At 45.1% G+C, this 13,949-nt stretch carries 12 protein-coding genes; 11 read left to right on the plus strand and 1 reads right to left on the minus strand.

The features are described 5' to 3' along the window. Positions 1 to 24 precede the first annotated feature (24 nt). From ACTXGL_RS05405 to ACTXGL_RS05435, 7 genes are all read left to right on the plus strand, one after another. Positions 25 to 954 carry an ABC transporter substrate-binding protein gene (locus ACTXGL_RS05405; protein ID WP_443525385.1) on the plus strand — a complete coding sequence of 310 codons (930 nt, stop codon included), beginning with the start codon at positions 25 to 27 and terminating at the stop codon, positions 952 to 954. A 634-nt stretch (positions 955 to 1,588) separates the two neighbouring features. After that, the gene (locus ACTXGL_RS05410) at positions 1,589 to 2,323 is read left to right on the plus strand and encodes an ABC transporter permease (protein ID WP_114701215.1); all 735 of its coding nucleotides are present in this window, start codon (positions 1,589 to 1,591) and stop codon (positions 2,321 to 2,323) included. 12 nt (positions 2,324 to 2,335) lie between these two features. Then, positions 2,336 to 3,061, plus strand: coding sequence for an ABC transporter permease (locus ACTXGL_RS05415; protein ID WP_443525387.1), 726 nt, complete (start codon positions 2,336 to 2,338; stop codon positions 3,059 to 3,061). Positions 3,062 to 3,152: 91 nt separating this feature from the next. Next, on the plus strand, positions 3,153 to 3,869 hold the full coding sequence (locus tag ACTXGL_RS05420) for a fumarylacetoacetate hydrolase family protein (RefSeq protein ID WP_443525389.1): 717 nt from the start codon (positions 3,153 to 3,155) through the stop codon (positions 3,867 to 3,869). Between the two features lie 369 nt (positions 3,870 to 4,238). Then, a complete protein-coding gene (locus ACTXGL_RS05425; RefSeq protein WP_443525391.1) occupies positions 4,239 to 6,446 on the plus strand; it encodes a PhoX family protein in 2,208 nt (735 codons plus the stop codon). A gap of 284 nt (positions 6,447 to 6,730) precedes the next feature. Then, positions 6,731 to 8,224 (plus strand): esterase/lipase family protein, encoded by a 1,494-nt coding sequence (locus ACTXGL_RS05430; protein WP_443525393.1) that lies wholly within the window; start codon positions 6,731 to 6,733, stop codon positions 8,222 to 8,224. 48 nt (positions 8,225 to 8,272) lie between these two features. Then, positions 8,273 to 8,935 (plus strand): hypothetical protein, encoded by a 663-nt coding sequence (locus ACTXGL_RS05435; protein ID WP_443525395.1) that lies wholly within the window; start codon positions 8,273 to 8,275, stop codon positions 8,933 to 8,935. A 115-nt stretch (positions 8,936 to 9,050) separates the two neighbouring features. Here the strand turns inward: ACTXGL_RS05435 and hslO are convergent, their stop codons facing one another. Then, positions 9,051 to 10,031 (minus strand): Hsp33 family molecular chaperone HslO, encoded by a 981-nt coding sequence (gene hslO, locus ACTXGL_RS05440; protein WP_443525397.1) that lies wholly within the window; start codon positions 10,029 to 10,031, stop codon positions 9,051 to 9,053. Positions 10,032 to 10,438: 407 nt separating this feature from the next. On the opposite strand from hslO, the gene ACTXGL_RS05445 reads away from it, so the two are divergent. The 4 genes from ACTXGL_RS05445 to ACTXGL_RS05460 all read left to right on the plus strand — a co-directional run bounded on the left by ACTXGL_RS05445 (position 10,439) and on the right by ACTXGL_RS05460 (position 13,803). Beyond that, complete coding sequence (locus ACTXGL_RS05445; RefSeq protein WP_443525399.1) at positions 10,439 to 11,410, plus strand: glutamate/aspartate ABC transporter substrate-binding protein; 972 nt, start codon at positions 10,439 to 10,441, stop codon at positions 11,408 to 11,410. Between the two features lie 99 nt (positions 11,411 to 11,509). Continuing rightward, positions 11,510 to 12,256 carry an amino acid ABC transporter permease gene (locus ACTXGL_RS05450; protein WP_319051089.1) on the plus strand — a complete coding sequence of 249 codons (747 nt, stop codon included), beginning with the start codon at positions 11,510 to 11,512 and terminating at the stop codon, positions 12,254 to 12,256. Continuing rightward, complete coding sequence (locus tag ACTXGL_RS05455) at positions 12,253 to 12,921, plus strand: ABC transporter permease subunit (RefSeq protein WP_319051088.1); 669 nt, start codon at positions 12,253 to 12,255, stop codon at positions 12,919 to 12,921. The genes ACTXGL_RS05450 and ACTXGL_RS05455 overlap by 4 nt, the downstream gene beginning before the upstream one ends. Before the next feature lie 150 nt (positions 12,922 to 13,071). After that, on the plus strand, positions 13,072 to 13,803 hold the full coding sequence (locus ACTXGL_RS05460; protein ID WP_319051235.1) for an amino acid ABC transporter ATP-binding protein: 732 nt from the start codon (positions 13,072 to 13,074) through the stop codon (positions 13,801 to 13,803). The last annotated feature ends 146 nt before the right edge of the window (positions 13,804 to 13,949 follow it).

The following is a 13,949-nucleotide window of genomic DNA, read 5'->3' on the forward strand; positions in this document are numbered from 1 at the left end:
AACCAAGAAAACTCAAGGATGATCATGAGCAACCATTGTGCCTCAGCCCGTGCCACGATTGGCAAATCTGTTATGAGTACCATAACGACCAGTCGTCTATCTGTACCGTTGTTTGCATTAGCGACTGCTTTTGCAGTCACTGGGTGTAGCAACAGTCAAGACAATGCAAGCGATACCAATCCAGAGGCGACCGACAAAGCAGTAGTCACGAAGGAGGACGTATTGCGTATCGGTACTGAAGGGGCGTATGCGCCTTTCAACTATACCAATGCGGATGGGACACTTGGCGGTTTTGATGTTGAGATAGCAGAGGCGCTCTGCGCGGATATGCAGGTGACTTGTGAGATTGTAGCGCAAGACTGGGACGGTATTATCCCTGGTCTAAAAGCAGGCAAGTATGATGCGATTGTGGCGGCGATGTCGGTCACACCAGAGCGCGCAGAGCAGGTAAGCTTTACCGATCCGTACTTCAGTAATGCTTTGGTTTTTTTAGCCAAAAAAGACAGCAGCTTCGACCCCAGCAATCCTAGCGATATTGACGCTAATTCGATTGCCGCACAGCGCTCGACTATCTCATCACAGTGGTTTGAAGATACTTACCCGCAAGCTGAGATGAAGCTTTATGATACGCTGAGCAATGCATTTTTGGATCTCGGTTCAAACCGCGTCGATGCCATGATCTCTGATAAGCTGCCAGCGATAGAGTGGCTCAGCTCACCTGCTGGTAGCAAGTATGCGCTAAAGGGTGATGAGATTGATATCAATGACAACTTTGCCATAGCGGTACGTCCAGGCGACCCGCTACAGGCAAAGATCAATCAATCTTTAGCCAATATAAAGGCTAATGGTACATACGATAAAATCAATCAGAAGTACTTTGCGGTACCAGCAGCGGAGGCGAGCACGGTCAGTACAGAAGCTACTGAACAGTCAGCGGTAGCAGACGCTAGCTGATGTCTAATAGCAATAAAAAATACTGATTCAAAATTATTGATTCAAAATTACTGTTTTGATTCACAAAAGGATATCGCTGTCATGGCGATGTCCTTTTTTATCAATTCCTAAACCTACTCTATGCTCATAGCATAGTCATCGTTATTCCCCATCCGCTTTACTCAAATTTAGTCAGTCTTTTTCCTGGTTATCAGTCCAAGTGTCTGTTTAGGTACGGTTTAGGCACAGCTTTTACGCGTCAGTATTAACATCACGGCGAGTGAATATGATAAAATCAGCGCTCATTTCTACCGTGTCAATTATCGTAGCGCTAATCGTATTCTTCTGACGTCGTTTTTTGACGCCGACCATCCCTATTGATTTGGTATAAAATACGGTGTTTCGCCGCGTTCAGCTATTGATGCTGATTCTTTTAACTCATATTTTGCTAGGGCGTGTCTTCATTTTAAAAATGGTAATAAAAATGAGATAAATTGCAGTCAAACAAGGAAAATAGCGCAAATAATATCGAGATATTAGTCAGCTATTTGACGCCGTTTGGCAAGATTTAGCCGTTTTTAAACCATTTAGATATCTATCGATTGAACTGAAGACATGCCCTAATTGCTAATATAAAGAGACTGAGTGGATAATCGTGTTTGACTTACAAGGATTTGGCGCGCTTTTATTAAGCGGCGCTACCGTCACCATACAGCTTGCCGTGACCAGTTTAATTATTGGTCTGGGCTTAGGCTTGCTTGGCGCAACCGCAAAGATGTCTAACATCTGGTTACTGCGTAAGCTTGCGACTGTCTATACTGCGACGATGCGCGGTATTCCTGAGCTGTTATTGGTGCTCTTTATTTATTATGGCGGCTCTATATTATTGATGAGCATCCTCAAAAAGTTCGGCTATAACGACTATGTCGAGATCAGCGCTTTTTGGGGCGGTGTTATGGCGTTGTCTATTGCTTTTGGTGCCTATGCGACTGAGATTTTTCGCATGTCCATCCAAGAGATTCCGGTAGGTCAGCGCGAAGCGGCGCAAGCGATTGGTATGCGTCCTTTTCAGACGTTTTATCGCATTACGTTGCCGCAGGTATGGCAGATTGCACTGCCTGGTCTGGGGAATTTGTTTTTGGTATTGCTCAAAGATACGGCATTGGTATCGGTCGTGGGTCTCAAGGACATTATGTATCAGTCTTCACGAGCAGCGCAGTCAACACAGCAGCCATTTACCTTTTATATGGCAGCCGCGATTATTTATTTGGGTCTGACCATGTTGATTACTGGCTTTATGATGTGGCTTGAGTGGCGCGCCAATCCTGCGGCACGCTATGCCAAAAAGATAAGCCGTCAATCCACTCACAGTCAATCGACCATAGGGTAGAGGAGAGATACTATGGATTGGAATTGGCAGGTCATTTTTGATCATATCCCTGACTTACTAGGCGGCGCGGTATTGACCGTACAGCTGGTTGTGATCTCAGGTGTTATTGGGTTGCTCTTCGGCTTGGTTTTGGCATTGTTACGCCTGTCGAAAAACTGGCTCGTACAGATAATCCCGTTTTTATATATCTTCTTCTTCCGTGGTACGCCGTTGCTGGTACAGATATTCCTGATTTATTATGGTTTGGGTCAGTTCGAGGCGGTGCGTGAGTCGTTTTTATGGGAGCCAGTGCTTAGCCAAGCATACTGGTGTGCCATCATTGCCTTTACCCTCAATACCAGTGCCTATCTTGCAGAAATTATACGCGGTGCGATTCAGACGATACCCGTCGGTGAACTTGAAGCCGCTGATGCCCTTGGGATGTCAAAATGGCAGAAGCTTACACGGGTTACCTTACCGCGTGCGTTTGGTATCGTGATACCTGCTTACAGTAACGAAGTTATCTTTATGCTAAAAGGTAGTGCCTTGGCGTCGACGATTGCATTGATGGATATCACGGGTGTTGCTCGTACGATTAGTGCACGTACCTATACCTTGATGGAGCTATTCTTTGCCGCGGGTATCGTTTATCTATTGCTGTCATGGGTGATCTTATTTAGCTTTAGATTGTTTGAAAAACGCATGAATCGTCATACCAGTTATGTGCCACCAGATGTGGTGACCAATACGATTCCATAGTTAGCTACTGATTATTAAAATCATTAAGGTCACAGTACACAAGACAGTATGGATTGCTGAGAAGTATCCGTCATTTACAGGGAGAGTCTAGATGAGCCAATCACCACATGTGTCGTTAGCAAATGCTATTGCAGCGGGTGTCAATCAAGAGCAAAGCGTTAATAACCATAATGATAGTCTACGCGCTACTATTGGTAAAGTAGTTTGTGTAGGTCGTAATTATGCGGCGCATGCTGCAGAGTTAGGCAATGAGGTGCCGTCATCGCCAATACTATTTATGAAGCCAGCGTCTTCGGTGGTTTCTATGCGTAGCGATGTGATCCGACCCAATCCAGAGCAGTTTGGCGAGACGCATTATGAAACTGAGCTATGCATTCAGCTATCCGCTGATTTGTCTATGGCGACGATTGAGCAGGCGCAGCAAGCAATCGGCGGAGTGACATTAGGTTTGGATTTAACCTTGCGCGATTTGCAAAGCAAGTTAAAAGAAAAAGGTCATCCGTGGGAGCGTGCCAAATGTTTTGATGGGGCATGTGTGCTTGCTGATTGGCTTGACCCACAGGCGTTTGGCAATCTTCAAAATGTACAGTATCAGCTGACTATCAATGATAAATTAACTCAAGATGGTGATAGTGCTTTGATGCTGTTTCCCGTCTACGAGTTACTGGTCAATATCAGTCATGCCTTTAATTTGCAAGCAGGCGATGTGATTATGACTGGCACACCAAGTGGCGTAGGCGTTTTGCAAGCAGGGGATAAGCTTACCCTCACGTTGGGCGCTCATGAGTGGACATCGCCAGTACGATAGGCTTGCTAAGATAGCTGAAGCCATTATTTACAATAATATCTTGTAACAACGGCTAGCAATGACAGCTCGTAGTAACACATATCAAAAACCCTAAGCAATCGCTCGGGGTTTTTTGCGTTTGCTCTTTATATTTTGTGCTCTTTATATTAAGCCTGATTATTACACTATTTTATCTGCTTGATGGTTCTTATTGGCTCAATTGTTCTTAGTTGTCATCGAGCCGACAATTGTCATTATTTTGTCATCTATCGTTCAGCGTGCTGTCATAAAGGATCAGTAGACTTAAGCGGAATTCGTATTTTTGTGGTTGTAATTGCAACGCCGCGACCCACCCTCCGCCAATCTAGCCTAATAGCAAGGTGACTGATAATGACATTATTGAACAATGAGCGAACGCTTGCCCACGAAGTGGTTGAAGACTCAAACCCTACTAACAATACTGACTTTCAGACGATTATTAATCGTCGATTGAACCGCCGAAGCATCCTAAAAGGAGGCACAGGATTGACGGCTGCTGCGTTTTTTGGCGCACTACCATTGGTTGGTTGTAGTGATGATGACGACGGTAATATTATAGGCAGTGACAATAACGCCGCTATCCCTGCACAAGGGGATTTGAGTCGTCCGGATACGTTGAAGTTTGAGGCAGTCGCGCACTCAACTGCGAATACTATGACGGTAGCAGCAGGCTACACCGCTGAGATGATCTTGCCGCTTGGCACACCGCTTATGTCGGGTATTGAGGATTGGAAAGACAACCGCGAACAGTCTGCCGAATCATTTGAGTGGCGCATGGGCGATAACCACGACGGGATGTGGTTCTTTGGCAAAAAAGGCAATGCCTATGACGCCAAAGCTTCAGAAAATAGCCTATTGGTCATGAACCACGAATACGTCAACAGCAGTGAGCTCAGTCCTTTTGGCTATTATGTCACTCAGGATAATGATGCGGCTCCTATCTTCAAAAACCGACGTCTTGCAAGCGACGTGCGCCGCGAGGTTAACTGTCATGGTGTCTCAGTGGTTGAGCTCACTCGCCGTGCGGATGGCAACGGCTATGAGATGGTAGCAAACTCAAAATACAACCGCCGTATTACCAGTAGTACGACTGCGCAATTAGCAGGTCCTGTAGCAGGCTCTGATCTGGTCAAAACCAAGTTTGATCCAACAGGCTTTCAGACTCGCGGTATCAACAACAACTGCGGTGCAGGACTGTCACCTTGGGGTACTTATCTGACTACCGAAGAGAACTTTTTGGGAGTGTTCGCCCGTGGACAAGATGCCAGCCAATTGAGTACTGGTGATAATTACGGTCGTGAGCGCTATGGTGCGACAGAGGACTTCCCAGGCTGGGAGTATCTATGGCATACCCCAGATGCAAATGACGCTAAGATAACAGACGAGTTCTCACGCTGGGATATGACGGCCGTCGGTGCCAGCGCCGCTGAGGATTATCGCTATGGTTTCAACACTTTTGGTTATATTACCGAGATTGACCCATTTGACCAAAACTCTGTACCGCAAAAACGAACTGCCCTGGGCCGTTTTGCTCACGAAAACTGTGCCTATGCCCCTGTAGAGCAAGGCAAGCCAGTGGTGTTCTATATGGGTGATGATGCGCGCGGCGAGTATATCTATAAATTTGTATCTACAGCAGTCTGGTCAAACTCAGATATCGGTGGTGGATTAGCAGCAGGTGATAAGTATCTCAATGACGGGACGCTATACGTCGCGATCTTCAATGAAGATGGTAGCGGCGAATGGAAAGCACTGGTTCATGGTCGAAACGGTTTAGATGTGTCTAACAGCGTATTACCGTTTAACGGACAAGATGAGGTGCTCGTATTTGCTCGCGCGGCTGCTGACGCGCTGAACGCTACTAAGATGGATCGACCTGAATGGGTATCGGTCAGTCCGATGACAGGCGATGTCTATGTGACATTGACCAATAATAAATATCGCGGTGTGCGCGATGATCAGCCTGTCTCAGCATCTAATCCTCGCAGTTATAATAATGATGGCAATGACAATGGTCATATCATTCGCTGGGCAGAAGCGGGTGGCGATCATGCTGCAACGAGCTTTGAGTGGGATATCTATCTGTTTGGTGCGCCAAATGATCTGTCAGCAGAAAACCTATCTGGGCTGAATGACAACAACGATTTTTCTTCACCTGATGGCTTGTATTTTGATCCACGCGGCGTCTTATGGATTCAGACAGATGATGGCGCTTATACTGATACCAGTAGCTGCATGCTGCTGGCCGCACTACCGGGTGAGGTCAGTGATGGATCGATGACCACCACATCAGCAGGGCAGTCAACCCGAGTGGGCACATCTGCCAGTAATGACAATATCAAACGTTTTTTTGTCGGTCCTGAGGGCTGTGAAGTCACAGGCATTACTATGGCACCAGATTTCAAAACCTTGTTTATTAATATTCAGCATCCAGGCAATACGTGGGGTGCGGTGGCTGGTGGCAATATTCCTCGTTCCGCGACTGTAATGATCACACGTGATGATGGTGATGTCATACTGGCAGAATCATTCGATGAGACAGATAGCTCGGCGCAATAAGCGAAAACAGTGATGCAAAACAATCAGATAGAACAGTCAGATAAATAATGGTCTATCGTATAGACAAAAGTACTAGAACTATATAAAAAATCCCAAGTCATGGCTTGGGATTTTTGTTTGGGTGTATATGCTGAATAACGCTTTTATGATGACAAAGCCACCGTTTATCATCTATATCTCTCTTTTGGTCACTAATGGACGCTGAAATCAAATCATTCGCTTCTATTTGCGACAGTTAAAGGATAGTATGGAAAACTATCCTTATCGCTAAATGTGTCAATATTATGAGCAGCCAAAATTTGTTTTATAACCCTAGTGTTAGTGACAGTAGCGCTCAAAATGATAGCAATTATACTCGCAATCACCATGAACTTGATGCGCATTTTTTCTCAGATGCTAGCGTACCGCTGCATAGTGATTGGTATGAGCAGATAGATCAGCTCGAAGCAATCGATATGGATGAGCTGGTCAAGTTATTAGCAGACACAGACGACGGCAACGAAGCCGTCAAAAAACCTGTCTCTTTGGCAGATTTTTTTGAAGGGTTGGCGCAGCTTGCAACCATGGGTGTGGTCGAGATCACTGAAATAGTTGAGGCTATCCACCGTGAGGTTATCTTGCGTCCGATGGGGCGATTCAATGATAAACATTTAAATAAGTGGCAGCGTGGTTTTACTGGACGCATCTATGGCACGATACGCCATATCATGCTAATGGTCGGTAATAATCTAGCCTCTGTCCTACGAATATACAAAAACTTCATCGTCCAAAAAACGGCTCAACCATTACCTGACTCATTAAAAAAATTGGTCAATGTCATCAACGGCGTCATGGGCGATCATTTGGTCAACAATCAAAACGCACTCGCTGTTCCGATGATGTTATACAACAAAGATGGCAGTCCCCAAGAAGAGGTGCTATCTGGACGTATCGTTATCTTTTGCCATGGTTTGTGTATGAGCCATTTGAGCTGGCATGCACAAGAAAATAACAACCTAGGGGATGCGGTACATGTCAGTCAGCCTGATACTACCGTGCTGTACTTAGATTACAATACAGGGCGACGTATCTCACGTAGCGGTCATAAGTTCTCTCAGCTACTACAGGACTTGGTCGATGATAACCCAGATATCAGTCAGATAGATTTGGTTGGTCACAGTATGGGTGGATTAGTTTCCCGTAGTGCGCTGTTTTATGGTGAGCAAGAGCGCTTGGGCTGGATAAAGCGCGTGGGTAATCTCATCACCCTAGGTTCACCGCATCACGGGGCAGTGCTTGAGCGTATCGGTAATTATGTACAGGACATCATTGCCAAGTTGCCATTTGCAGGCTCACTTGCCAAACTCGGTGACATGCGTAGTGCTGGCATCATTGATCTACGTCACGGCAGTATTCGTGATGCTGACTGGCAGGCATTAGAGGGACGCAGTGTATTACCACAAGATTTCCGCCATCCTGCGCGTCTGCCAAGCGGGATTAAAACCTACTTTGTCGCTAGTGCTTTGCTCGAGACGCATTATGATTCTAAAGTGACCGATCTGCTAGGTGATAGTCTGGTCTCGGTGGCATCAGCGCTGGGTGAGGATGATGCTGAGCATGCTTTGTTTGTGCCAGATGGTCACAAAGCGATATTTTATGGTGTGAACCATATGAACTTAATTCATAGTAGACGGGTGCGTGAGCAAGTCGTTGAATGGCTGTTCGACAACGGTCGAAGTGACTATGCCGGACGTCCTCGCATACATTCTTATCCTAGAAGTTTGGCTGTGGCGGTGTAGAGAACAGTGAGGATCATTTCGAGTTATCTGCGTTATGTGTACTGCGCAATGACGTTTTTATCATTCAAGAAAGGCTTATTGAGAAATTTGTTCTTGCTACTAGGCGGTGCGCTTATAGTCACTAGTTGTGCCAAGCCAAATGTACATGACCCTAACGCTCAAATTAAAGTAGATGTAGATGGTGACAATTATCTCATTCCCTTAAACCATATTGTCAGACCAGATACGGGTAGTTATGCCAGTTTTGAGGCGGATATGGGTCATGGTTATTTCTTTTGGCCTAGCGGTCGTGGCCTTAATAATAGTGATAAAAATCCAAATGTCTTTGATTATGACAATAATATTATAGAGTTTTACTGGGCAGCTAAAAACTCGAAAATTGAAGGTGCTGATATACCGACTAGAATAGAAAATATCAAGCATGAAGAGAGTAGAGATGTTGATAAAGATGCTTATGAACTAGAAGCATATATCGGATCAGGCGACAATCCCTTTATATACTATATAGGAAATATCTATCTAAACTCACCTTTCATGATTCGCTGTATGCCTACAGTTAATGAAGACCAGGATAGAATGTGCCAAATGGAGTATATGTACCCTGAGTACAATAACTATGTAAGACTTCAGTTTTCAAAAAAACATTTAGCTGACTGGCAGGCAATCAATACCATGGCGATTGATTATATGAAAAAATGGCATCAAGACTAAAGGTAATTCAACGTAAAAGCAGTCATATACTTTCAAAGTTCTAAAAATAAAAACCCCTCAAGCATGACGCTTGAGGGTTTTTTTATGAATACTGATTTATAGTAGGTAAGAAAACCTACTCAGCAAATATTGCTGCTACATCATCTTTATCAAAGGTATAGATTTCACCGCAGAATCCGCAATCCATCTCAAACGTGCCGCCTTGCTCATCGATAATATCTAACGCTTCTGCCTCACCGATTTGCTCGATTGCCATCTCGCATTTTTCGCGTGAGCAGGTACACCCAAAGGCTAGGGGAGCAGGCTCAGGGGCGACGATGTTTTCTTCATGATATAAGCGATAGAGTATCTCATTGGCATCCAGCGTCGTCAACTCTTCCGCCTTAACCGTACGCGTCAGCACGCTCAGACGAGTCCATAAGTCATCATCGATACCGGCATCTTGGTTTTGCTCAACTTCAGATGTTTCTTCAGCAGTACGCGGTAGCATCTGTACCAATATACCACCCGCTTGTAGGCCATCAGATGCCAAGTTGATCAATGTCGGAATCTGTGCCGATTGCTTTTGATAATGCGCCAAGCAGTCTGCCAGGTTGTCATGGCTACGCTCAACGATACCTTGGTACGGCTCACCGCCATCAGGTTGGATATTGATAAACAATACGCCTTGCCCCATCGCGCCCAGCTCAGCAAAGGCGTCTTTGGCATGAGTCATATTGTCCCACGCTTGTACTTGCTCATCTGTCTCACCTTTCCAGCTGGCAAGCGCACGGATGATACCGTCTTGATCGCATTCTGCCATTGCCCAGTTCAGTAGGCTGTCACTGTCTGACGACTGCAATTGAATAGATAAGCGACCGTTGATTTTGACTGTACTGATTAGCAAACTTGCGGCCGTCAACATCTCACCCAACAAGCGTTTGATGGCTTCGGGATAGGGCTTTTGAGCAATGGTGCTTGCATAGCTGCGTGATAGGCGCACGACGTCGCCGCGCACTGGAGAGTCTTCAATAAAGAAACGTTGGCGAATGTCGTTACTACCATGAGTGTCAGTAGTTTGGCTGTCCGTATTTGGGACTTGGATATCTTGTGTCATAAGTCATTTGTAGTATAAGGAAGTTGTTTGCTTTATGGGGATTGCTACCGATTTATCAATTGTATTTATCATACTGCGATGACCAGCTTGAATAGCAAAAGCCGATAAACGGTCTAAATAATAAGTCTATATCTATACAAGCTTTTATTGATCACAGTCTATATAGCCTTTATTGGTTCGAGTTTATAACCTTATAGAAGCAGTAAATCACTGGCGTTTAACCAAAGTATAGATATAGATTCTCTCGAAAAAAATTCACCATCGAGTGCAATTTTGTTGTACAGTAACATTAAATTGCATTGTGATAAACAACAGCAACAACCGTACGGATGCGGCGCAGTTAGGTCGTCCAATTAGACCTATGTCGTCCAAGCACTCATTAATCTTGTGATAAAAGGATGTATTTCATGACCTACTCATTTTCTAAACCGTTGACTTTGGCAGCCTTTATGGTACTTGGCTTAGCGGGTTGTAGCAACAGCAGCGACACGAGCACTGAAGCGCCAGCAGATGATGCAACCGCGACAGAAACCATGAATGGTACGCTACAAAAAATCAAAGACTCGGGTACCATCGTTGTCGGTCACCGTGACTCCTCTATCCCGTTTTCTTATATTGCTGATGACCCTAACCAGCCTATCGGTTATGCACATGACCTAGAAATGAAGGTAGTCGAAGCCGTCAAGCAAAAGCTAAACATGCCAGACCTCAACATTCGTTATAACTTGGTGACCTCACAAACCCGTATCCCACTGGTACAAAACGGTACGGTAGATTTTGAGTGTGGCTCAACCACCAATAACGAAGAGCGCCAAAAACAAGTGGCATTCTCTAACGGTTTCTTTGAAATTGGTACACGCTTATTGACCAAAAAAGACTCTGGCATTCAAGACTTTGAAGACCTAAAAGGTCAGACTTTGGTGACCACGGCAGGTACGACGTCAGAGCGCTATATTCGTCAGTACAATGATGACAATCAAATGGATACCAATATCATCTCAGCAAAAGATCATGGCGAAGCTTTCTTGATGCTAGAAAACGGCCGCGCTGATGCCTTTATGATGGACGATGTACTGCTCGCTGGTGAACAAGCCAAAGCAAAAAATCCTGATGAGTGGGTTATCGTTGGTGAGCCACAGTCGTTTGAGATTTACGGTTGTATGATGCGTAAAGACGATCCTGAATTCAAAGCAGTGGTTGATGAAGCATTGACCAATGTCTTTAGCTCAGGCGAAATCAATAGCATTTATGACAAATGGTTCTTGAACCCAATCCCGCCAAAGAACGTCAATCTAAACTTTGAGATGTCAGACAACCTAAAAGCGTTGATTGCCAATCCACATGACAGCGCTCAGCCAAAAGTTGCAACGGCTCAGTAACGCTCATTGTCCCTCAATATAGCTTGCCTATACGCTCAGATAGCTTGTGATGCTGCCTGTGACGTTTAGGCTTATCAATCGCTGCTCGGAGAGACAACCATGAATTATAGCTGGAACTGGGGTGTGCTCTTTGAGCAGACTGGTATCGGTAACGAGCTTTATATCCATTGGATGATTACTGGTCTAGGCTGGCTGCTATTGATTGGTAGTATTGCCTGGACCATCGCTATGGTCGTCGGTACCATCTTTGGTATCATGCGTACGCTGCCCAATAAGACTGCTCGTACCATTGGTACGGCATATGTGACGTTTTTTCGTAATATTCCACTATTAGTCCAGTTGTTCTTTTGGTTTTATATTGCACCTGGCTGGCTCACGCCAACGATACAAGAATGGTGGTACAAGGAGCTGTCTCCGAATACCTCAGCCATGCTATCAGCCAGTATCGGTCTGGGTCTATTTACCGCTGCTCGTATCGTTGAGCAGGTACGTACAGGTATTGAGTCGCTGCCTGATGGGCAGATCAATGCAGCTTATGCACTAGGGTTTAGTATTCCGCAAGTCTACAAAGAAGTACTACTGCCGCAAGCCTTTCGTATTATTTTACCGCCGCTCAGCTCTGAGCTGACCAACTGCTTTAAAAACGCATCCGTGGCCTCGCTTGTTGGGGTGATGGAGCTGATTAGTCAAACCAAAACCATCAGCGAGTACACCCAAAACAGCATTGAGATTTATACCTATGCGACGATTATCTACTTGGTTTTCAATCTGTCCTTGATTGCTATTATGGGACTGATTGAGCGTAAATTGCGCGTGCCTGGACTCATTGCAGGAGGTCAGAAATGAATATGACCGAATTGGCAACCGCCTATCCTGGTTTGATGGGCGGCATGATCACCACCTTAAAAGTGCTGTTTTTGGCTATTTTGGGTGGTATCAGTCTAGGAACTGTATTGGCATTGATGCGCTTATCAGGCATCAAAGCGCTTGAGATTCCAGCGAAGCTATACGTCAATTACTTCCGTTCTGTACCACTGCTACTTGTCCTACTGTGGTTTTATTTTGCGGTACCGATGATTTATCTGGGGGTAACAGGCAAGTACTTGCAACTTGATGCTGCTTTTGCGTCTTGTGTGGTTGCCTTTATGATGTTTGAGGCTGCTTACTTCTCAGAAGTGGTACGTGCTGGTATCCAATCGATTGGCAGCGGACAGGTCAATGCTGCCAAAGCACTAGGCATGACATATAGACAAACCATGAGTCTGGTTATTTTGCCGCAAGCCTTTCGTAAGATGCTGCCACTGATTTTGCAGCAGTGTATTATTCTATTCCAAGATACCACACTGGTATTTGCGATTGGTTTGACAGACTTTTTCCGTGCCGCATACGTTCGCGGTGAGCTTATGGGATTACTCACACCTTATATCTTAGGTGCTGGTGCTGTCTATTTTGTGATTAGCTTGAGTGCCTCTATTGGGGTGCAGCGTATTCAAAAGCGTCTGCGGTTCTGATGTGGTACTTGATGTGATTTTTTAGATGATGACGTCTTAAATAACAGTTATCAAAAATAACGTGGTTAGGAGCCAGTGATGAACACAGCGGATACATACTTAAATGCCTTTGGCGGACTGGTCACCAACAATGGTCATGCTAGTGATGAGATGGTCATTCAAATGTCCAATGTCAGTAAATGGTATGGAGACTTTCAGGTACTGAAGGAGTGTACCGCACATGTACATAAAGGTGATGTGGTCGTGGTTTGTGGCCCATCAGGTAGCGGTAAATCAACCTTGATTAAGACGGTCAATGGACTTGAGCCTTTTCAAAAAGGGGAAATCATGGTCAATGGTGTCTCTGTCGGTGACTCAAAGACCAATTTACCCAAGTTACGTAGCCGTGTCGGCATGGTGTTTCAACATTTTGAGTTGTTTCCGCATTTGACGATTATTGATAATCTGACCGTCGCACAGATCAAGGTATTGGGACGCAAAGAAAGCGAGGCCAAGCAAAAAGCTATGGCATATCTAGACCGCGTTGGTCTGACGGTACAGGCAGCAAAATATCCAGCCGAGCTCTCTGGTGGTCAGCAGCAGCGTGTGGCGATTGCTCGTGCACTGGCTATGGATCCTGTGGCGATGCTCTTTGATGAGCCGACATCCGCGCTTGATCCTGAGATGATTCAAGAAGTGCTCGATGTGATGGTTGAGCTGACTCGTGATGGTATGACTATGATGTGCGTGACCCATGAAATGGGTTTTGCCAGTCAGGTTGCCAACCGTATTATCTTTATGGATGAAGGACATGTGGTAGAAAACTGTAGTAAGGATGAGTTCTTTGAAGGTGCAAAAAGTGAACGCGCACAGCAATTTTTATCAAAGATTTTGAATCATTGATCGTATTTTGATTTGCGACTATTGATGGCACTGTTTGCAATCGTAATGCTATTAATCGTCATGCTACTAACAGTACCGCTTCTAGTAAAAAGACACGTCCACAAATATACTTTTTACTATTAATGGTTACACAAAGCGCCCTATTA

It is taken from the genome of Psychrobacter sp. T6-6, assembly GCF_052258185.1.
Lineage (GTDB): Bacteria > Pseudomonadota > Gammaproteobacteria > Pseudomonadales > Moraxellaceae > Psychrobacter.

Bases quoted from the DNA above. Each gene is read 5' to 3' on its own strand.
- ACTXGL_RS05455 (WP_319051088.1), top strand. From the start codon at position 12,253: ATGAATATGACCGAATTGGCAACCGCCTATCCTGGTTTGATGGGCGGC.
- ACTXGL_RS05435 (WP_443525395.1), top strand. From the start codon at position 8,273: ATGACGTTTTTATCATTCAAGAAAGGCTTATTGAGAAATTTGTTCTTG.
- ACTXGL_RS05460 (WP_319051235.1), top strand. From the start codon at position 13,072: ATGGTCATTCAAATGTCCAATGTCAGTAAATGGTATGGAGACTTTCAG.
- ACTXGL_RS05450 (WP_319051089.1), top strand. From the start codon at position 11,510: ATGAATTATAGCTGGAACTGGGGTGTGCTCTTTGAGCAGACTGGTATC.
- ACTXGL_RS05415 (WP_443525387.1), top strand. From the start codon at position 2,336: ATGGATTGGAATTGGCAGGTCATTTTTGATCATATCCCTGACTTACTA.
- ACTXGL_RS05425 (WP_443525391.1), top strand. From the start codon at position 4,239: ATGACATTATTGAACAATGAGCGAACGCTTGCCCACGAAGTGGTTGAA.
- ACTXGL_RS05445 (WP_443525399.1), top strand. From the start codon at position 10,439: ATGACCTACTCATTTTCTAAACCGTTGACTTTGGCAGCCTTTATGGTA.
- ACTXGL_RS05405 (WP_443525385.1), top strand. From the start codon at position 25: ATGAGCAACCATTGTGCCTCAGCCCGTGCCACGATTGGCAAATCTGTT.
- ACTXGL_RS05430 (WP_443525393.1), top strand. From the start codon at position 6,731: ATGAGCAGCCAAAATTTGTTTTATAACCCTAGTGTTAGTGACAGTAGC.
- ACTXGL_RS05420 (WP_443525389.1), top strand. From the start codon at position 3,153: ATGAGCCAATCACCACATGTGTCGTTAGCAAATGCTATTGCAGCGGGT.
- hslO (WP_443525397.1), bottom strand. From the start codon at position 10,031: ATGACACAAGATATCCAAGTCCCAAATACGGACAGCCAAACTACTGAC.